Below are 6,550 nucleotides of genomic sequence, written 5' to 3'. Positions count from 1 at the left end.
GGATCGGCAAGAACAAGATGGTCGACAAAGCGAAGAACTAATCGGTTTGCCGATCCAATCCTATTCTTCTCAAAATGAAAGGCCCGAGATTTTTTCTCGGGCCTTTTTGCTTGGCTAGAAAATCGAATAGCCGCCGTCGATCACCAGCGTATCACCGGAATGATAGGCCGAAGCTTGGCTGGCGAGATATACGGCGATGCCGCCAAAATCATCTGGCGTGCCCCAGCGGCGGGCAGGAACGCGAGGGATGACCTTCTCGGCAAAGGCGGGGGAGTTTTGCGCCATTTCTGTCATGTCGGTGGCAATCCAGCCCGGCAGGATGGCGTTAGCCCGCACGCCATAGCGCGCATGTTCGACCGCAATCGACTTAATCATGGAAATCACCCCGCCCTTGGTCGCGGCATAAGCCTCATTGCGGGCAGCGCCTTCAATGGCAGCAAGAGAAGCAACCCCTACCAAAGAGCCACCCGGATTGCCCGCCTTTGCGCGCTCAACCATATGGCGGCACGCCTCGCGCAGGGTGAAGAATACGCCATCGAGATTGACGGCCAAGGTCTTCCGGTAGGTCTCGGTGCTCATGTCAACAAAGCTTGGCGCACCATAGCCGACGCCAGCATTGGCAAAAACGGTGTCTATGCGGCCCATTTGCGCGACTGTGTCGGCCATCGCGGCAACCACTTGTTCCTCATGCGCCACATCGACTTCCCAAGCCTTGGCTTTGACGCCATAGGCTGCGAGCTTAGCCACCGCTTCTTGGTTGGCAGCAGCCTTGCGGCCCCAAATGGCAACATCGGCCCCGCAGGCGGCAAGGGCTTCGGCCATGCCAAGGCCAATGCCGCGATTGCCGCCTGTAACCAATGCGACATGTCCGGCTAAATTGAAGGGTTGATAGGCCATGGTGCTTCCCCGAGTCTTTTTGAGTTGATGTGTTCGCCACACTAGCAAGCGCCCATCAGCGCGCAAGTGTTGAATGGTTTGTGCTTGAAGCGCGGACTCGCTATGAAACACGCCCATGTCCTATTCAGATTCGTCGCCAAATCCTGTTGTTCGTTTGACCCGTGACGGATCTGCTCGGATCAGTGTGGTTGTTCCCTGCTATAATGAAGAGGCTGTCATTGGCCTTTCGCATGCGCGGCTGAAAGCAGTCCTTGAGTCATTGGTCTCAACCGAACGCATGGATTATGAAATCATCTATGTTGATGACGGCAGCCGCGATCTGACCGCGACGAAATTGACCGATCTTGCAGCTGGTGACGCCCATGTCCGGGTCGTGATGCTGTCGCGAAATTTTGGCCATCAGCCTGCGGTGACAGCGGGTTTTGATCAGGCCAATGGCGATTGCGTGGTAATCATCGACGCCGACCTGCAAGACCCACCCGAATTGATTTCCGACATGGTGAAGTTGTGGCGTGAAGGCTATGATGTGGTTTATGGCCAACGCACGGACCGCGAGGGCGAGAGCGCCTTTAAGCTTGCCACAGCACGGGTGTTCTATCGCGGGCTGAACTCCTTGTCAGATGTCGAGATCCCCCTTGATGTGGGCGACTTCCGCCTGATTGATCGCCAAGTTGTGGATGCCATTGGCTCGATGAAGGAACGCGATCGTTTCCTGCGCGGCATGATCAGCTGGGTTGGTTTCCGCCAAACTGCTTTGCCGTATCGCCGGGCGGCGCGGGCAGCAGGGGAGAGTAAGTATCCGCTGCGCAAGATGGTTTTGTTCGCGTTGGACGGCATGTTGTCCTTCTCGCTCGCACCGTTGCGCTTTGTGATCACACTCGGACTAGCCATTTTTGTCCTTTCTAACGTCGGCATTGTCTATGCTGTTTTAAACCGCTTGCTGACAGATCAATGGGTCAGCGGTTGGACCATGTTGTTCATCGCCGTCATGTTTATGGGCGGGATGCAATTGATGGTTCTCGGCATGATTGGTGAATATGTCGGCCGCATCTATATGGCTTCCAAAGAAAGGCCGCTTTATCTGGTAAAGCGCTTTATCGGTTTCCATGACCGGGGCTGATCTGCGCGCCAAAGCAATTTTGGGTTTGCGCTATGCCATTGCTGGCGGCCTGACTTCGCTTGTTTATATCGTCGTCTACAATCTGATGGTTTATCTAGGCTTGGTGCGCTTTTTCTCGTCCAATTTGGCCTATGGCGCGGCGCTGTTATTCCAATATTCCGCGCACGGGAAATTCACTTTTGGCCATCGCGAAACAAAGCCCGGTACATTGTGGCGCTATTTGATTGCGGTGGGGGTTGGCTTCCTGATCGCTGCCCTCATCAGCCAAGCCAATACTAAGTTGTATGATTTGCCCGATTTGGCCGTATCGGCCATCGTGATGGTGATTGTGGCTTGCACCAATTTCCTCTTCTTCAATTTCTGGGTCTATGCAGACCAGACCTCCAAGCCGCTTCAAGGTGATCATGGCAAAAGTTGAACCTGTATCCAACCTGTATATTTTGGGCGGGCTAGTGATTGTGGTGTTGGGGATCGTTTTATCCCTCATTGTTTTGCCGGGGCCTGACTTGTTATGGCGCCTGCACATCGCCGATGGCTTGCTCAACGGCAAACAGATGTATCGGGATTTGCTTGAAGTTAATCCGCCGCTTTGGTTCTGGGCAGCTTTGCCGGCAGCTTGGCTGGCGCAACAAACACCGATTTTGGCCTATCATGCGCTGATTGGGATCAATATGGCTGTGATTATCTCAGCCACTTTTCTGCTGTTTCATTTGGCCAAAAAGACGCTGGGAGCGTCGGCAGCAGCCGCAACCGCTTTTGGTTTTCTATTCGCCTTATGCTTGGTGAGCGTCGGAGACTTTGGCCAGCGCGAGCAATCGCTGATGATGGCTTGCGGCCTTTGGATCGCCTTATTAAGCGCCCGTTTAGAGGGGCGAGAGGTGGCGCTGCCGATTGCGATTTTGGTCGGCCTCATTAGTGCCTATGGCTTTGCCCTTAAACATTATTTTGTTCTCCTGCCACTCGTCTTGGAAGCATGGTTCTTGTGGCGTCAAAAGCGCGCGTGGACACCCTTCCGGCCGGAGAACTTTACCTTGGCCATTTGCGCGCTGGCATATGCTGCCGCGATTTGGAGGTTCGCCCCGGATTTTCTGGGTCGCATGTTGGACTTGATACAAACGGCCTATTACGCATTTGGGCCTTGGAATGCCTTTTCATCCTTCGAGCGCAAGGTTCGATTGGGGATGCAAGGACTGTTTGTCTTTGTCCCCTTGGCCATCATGGTTTTGACCAAGGAACGGCGTCCGTTTTGTATCGCCTTGGCGATTGCCATTGTTGTGTGTCTCGCCATCGTCATGCTTCAGCAAAAGGGGTGGCGCTATCATTTTGTCGCGGCCCATGGCTTGTCTGTCGTGTTGTCAATCATGATCGTTCAGCAAACGTTCGCCAAACAAGAAACGCGCTCAAAAGTGGCATTGCCTCTTTTGGCGACGCTGACCTTGATTTGGACCCTCGTTGCCATGCCAGCCATTGGCAGCGTTCAGACTCGGGGTCAGATCATTGAGCCGCTGATAAGGTCGATTGTCGCCAAAGAACCGAAAGACAGCCGCATCTTCATCCTGTCGATTGGGCCGGATAATGCCTTTCACCCACTCGCCGATGCCGGTCGGTCCTATTGGTCGCGTTATTACTCCATGTGGATGATGCCGGGTCTACTGACACCGAACAAAAGCCCGAAGCTGGAAGCCATTCGAAAGGTTGAAAAGGAGCGGGTGAGAGCTGAATTTATTGAAGATATCCAATGTAGTCGGCCAAACCTAATCATTGGAGAGGTCGGGTACGTTCGAACGCCAAATCCAATACGATTTGACGCGATTAGCTATCTCACCGAAGACCCAAACTTTAAGGCTTGGCTAGACGCCCATTACGTCATTGAGCGTGATATTGGGCCTTACCCAATCCGGCGCGTAAATCCGGCGAAACCGCCTTCGGCACCGTGCAACCGCGTTCCTAAGCAGCCTTAACAATCACGACCAGCGACACGCCCAAGGGCAGGGGGAGGCGGCCGATCAAGTGACGCTCAAACGCAAAAATCGCTTCCAGCAGATTGTTCAGCCAGTTTGACGGCATGCCCGTATCGACTTCTTTGCTGCCGGTTAGATTTTTCATCCACCGCACCCCGGCGATCATAGGCAAAAGCAGGGTGTTGAAGTAGCTCATCATCTCGATTTTGAGGCCAGCGGCTTCGATAGCGGCGCGAAGCGTCTGCGCCGTATAGCGCCGCTTATGGTGATGCTCCTCATCATGTGGACTCCACAGCGACGGCATGGCGGGCACGGTCAACAGAAAGCTAGCGCCGGGCTTTAACTTGTTGGCCACGGCCTTCAATGCCGCGACATCGTCATCGACATGCTCCAACACATCTAACATGACGGCGAGGTCGAGGCTGCCATCGGCTAAAGGCAAACCATCGGGCAACCGGCCTTCCAACACCGTGGCGTCGGCACGCGTAGCTGCGTAAGCGCGCGCATCGGCATCTGGTTCAACTGCTGTCAATTGGCCAAAGCGTGCGAGGACAGGCAAATTCGAACCCGTGCCACAGCCAATTTCCGCAATCGCCAGATTGGGGCGCTTAGCAATATGTTGCGTGATCATTTCAGCCACAATGCGCCGACGGGCGCGGTACCACCAGTGATTTTCATCAATGGCTGCCATTTCAGTATAGGCGGAACGTTCCATGCACTCTGGCTCCCTGCCACCCAAATCAAGGATGGACTTAACCGCGCTCCCATAGCAAAGGGCACGATGACAGTGGATTAACAAGGCAGCTCTAGCTGCAATTTTATGCATATTTATACGGAACGCGCTGAAAATTGCTCAGAAAAAGGGCCATTGAGGCCAAGTTGCGCAGTTCTCGCTGTTCTAGCTTGGCATAGGACCTGCTACAGCGCGCACTCCCATCCAACAATTGTTCTAGATCAAACCCAGTTGCACCTCGGTCATTCATGACACTTACTTCGTCCCTCTTGTCCGGCTCACGGTCGGCTACCTGGTCCAAAACCACCACGACGGCTCTATTCAGCCTGGTCTTGGCTGGGATTTTGGTTGTCGGGTTGTGGGCGATGCTGCAGCTGACTCCGACTGGGGACATCGTCTGGCGTCTTTATGTTGCCGAACAGGTCGCGCATGGCAAAGTCATCTATCAAGATGTGATCGAGACCAATCCACCTTTGTGGTTCTGGGCGGCCCTGCCTTGGCATTATGTCGGTCAGATCCTCGGTGTCGCGCCCTATCAAGTCTTGGCCGTCGGCGTAACAGGGTTGACGATGGCGGCCTTGTGGACGTTCAACAGCCTGACGCGGGACTTGATCCCAATTGGCCAACGTCAAGTCGTCCTGCTGGCAATGGCCGTCTCCTATCTGATTTTGCCTTTGGGCGAGACCGGGCAGCGAGAGCATGCGTTCTTTGTCGCATCGGTTTTGTGGACCGCACTGGCAGTCGCCCGCATGGAAGGCAAGCCGATCTCCTCCGCGGCCCTTCTCATGACGCTTGCCTTCTCAGCATACGGATTTGCGCTCAAGCATGTGTTTGTGCTTGTGCCGCTTTTGATCGAGGGATGTATGTTTGCGCGTTTACGCCGCAACTATCGCCCGATCCGCTTTGAAACTTTAGGCTTAGCCGCTGCAGCGATCGCTTACACAATTGCCTTGTTATTGTTCGCACAGGACTTCTTCTCTCGCATCGTGCCAATGGTCATGGTGGCCTACTCCAATTTTGGACCTGTCATGCAGCTTGCGCCCAGTAGGCGCTTGGGGTTCATCTTGGGCTCTACCAGCTTTGCGATTGTCCCCTTTGTTTTGGCTCTATTGGCCTGGGACAAGCGCTCCCTGACCTTGGGTCTCTTGGTGACGCTGACGGCCATGCTTTTGGCCATTTGGCTGCAGATGAAGGGCTGGCGTTATCATATGCTGGCGGCCCAAGGTCTGTCCTTGATGCTGGTGGTTAGCATTGGCGCAAAAATGGTGGCAGAACGGCGTTGGGTCGTTGCGGTCCTCGCGGCTTTTGGTCTCGCAATTCTGTCTCATCAAGCCATCTATAAGCCGATCAACCGGGTCTTAATGACCAAGGGCCAGCCAGTTTTCCCGACCTTGCGTAAGTTTGTGAAAAATGAGCCGCAAGATAGCCGGATTTCCATCCTGTCCATTTCGCCCGAGCATGCTTTCTACATTGTCCGCATTCTCAATCGGCCGATCATCTCCCGTCACTACGGCATGTGGATGCTGGTCGGATTGGAAGTCCCGCAAGTGGACCCCAAGAAAGAAGCCTTCCGCAAGATGGAGTTGGACCGCGTGCGGCGTGAGTATATCGCCGACCTCACCTGTCGTCCGCCGGATGTAGTGGTTGAAGAATATGGCCGCGTTTTTGCCAATCGTTTGGTCAGCTTCAACACCTTGACCTATTTGCGCGAAGACCCGGATTTCGACGCGTGGTTCGGCAAGCATTACCGCTTTGACAAGCCCTTGGGCTATCGCCAATTTGCATGGCGCTTAAAGGGCAAGCGGCCGCACGATCAACCGTGTGAACGCAATCCCTAGA

6 protein-coding genes are annotated in these 6,550 nt (G+C 54.4%); 4 read left to right on the top strand and 2 right to left on the bottom strand.

Features of this window, described 5'->3' with window-relative positions; genetic code table 11:
• Window positions 1-114 precede the first annotated feature (114 nt).
• Window positions 115-897 (bottom strand): SDR family NAD(P)-dependent oxidoreductase, encoded by a 783-nt coding sequence (locus tag ACOVRA_RS01065; protein ID WP_421718694.1) that lies wholly within the window; start codon window positions 895-897, stop codon window positions 115-117.
• A 115-nt stretch (window positions 898-1,012) separates the two neighbouring features.
• Here ACOVRA_RS01065 and ACOVRA_RS01060 point away from each other — a divergent pair, with 115 nt between their 5' ends.
• From ACOVRA_RS01060 to ACOVRA_RS01050, 3 genes are read left to right on the top strand one after another with little or no spacing between them, the layout of a single operon-like run.
• Window positions 1,013-2,017 carry a glycosyltransferase family 2 protein gene (locus ACOVRA_RS01060; protein WP_421718693.1) on the top strand — a complete coding sequence of 335 codons (1,005 nt, stop codon included), beginning with the start codon at window positions 1,013-1,015 and terminating at the stop codon, window positions 2,015-2,017.
• On the top strand, window positions 2,004-2,435 hold the full coding sequence (locus ACOVRA_RS01055; RefSeq protein ID WP_421718692.1) for a GtrA family protein: 432 nt from the start codon (window positions 2,004-2,006) through the stop codon (window positions 2,433-2,435). The genes ACOVRA_RS01060 and ACOVRA_RS01055 overlap by 14 nt, the downstream gene beginning before the upstream one ends.
• Window positions 2,422-3,978: a hypothetical protein gene (locus ACOVRA_RS01050; RefSeq protein ID WP_421718691.1), complete on the top strand. Its 1,557-nt coding sequence runs from the start codon at window positions 2,422-2,424 to the stop codon at window positions 3,976-3,978. The genes ACOVRA_RS01055 and ACOVRA_RS01050 overlap by 14 nt, the downstream gene beginning before the upstream one ends.
• Here ACOVRA_RS01050 and ACOVRA_RS01045 read toward each other — a convergent pair.
• The gene (locus ACOVRA_RS01045; RefSeq protein WP_421718690.1) at window positions 3,965-4,693 is read right to left on the bottom strand and encodes a methyltransferase domain-containing protein; all 729 of its coding nucleotides are present in this window, start codon (window positions 4,691-4,693) and stop codon (window positions 3,965-3,967) included. The genes ACOVRA_RS01050 and ACOVRA_RS01045 overlap by 14 nt on opposite strands.
• 266 nt (window positions 4,694-4,959) lie before the next feature.
• Between ACOVRA_RS01045 and ACOVRA_RS01040 the strand changes: the two genes are divergently transcribed.
• Window positions 4,960-6,549, top strand: coding sequence for a hypothetical protein (locus tag ACOVRA_RS01040; protein WP_421718689.1), 1,590 nt, complete (start codon window positions 4,960-4,962; stop codon window positions 6,547-6,549).
• Window position 6,550 lies beyond the last annotated feature (1 nt).

The organism is Aquidulcibacter sp., assembly GCF_049239865.1.
Taxonomy (GTDB): Bacteria; Pseudomonadota; Alphaproteobacteria; order Caulobacterales; family Aquidulcibacteraceae; genus Aquidulcibacter.
Note: the sequence above shows the minus strand (reverse complement) of the source record. Positions and strands in the feature narration are given on the sequence as shown.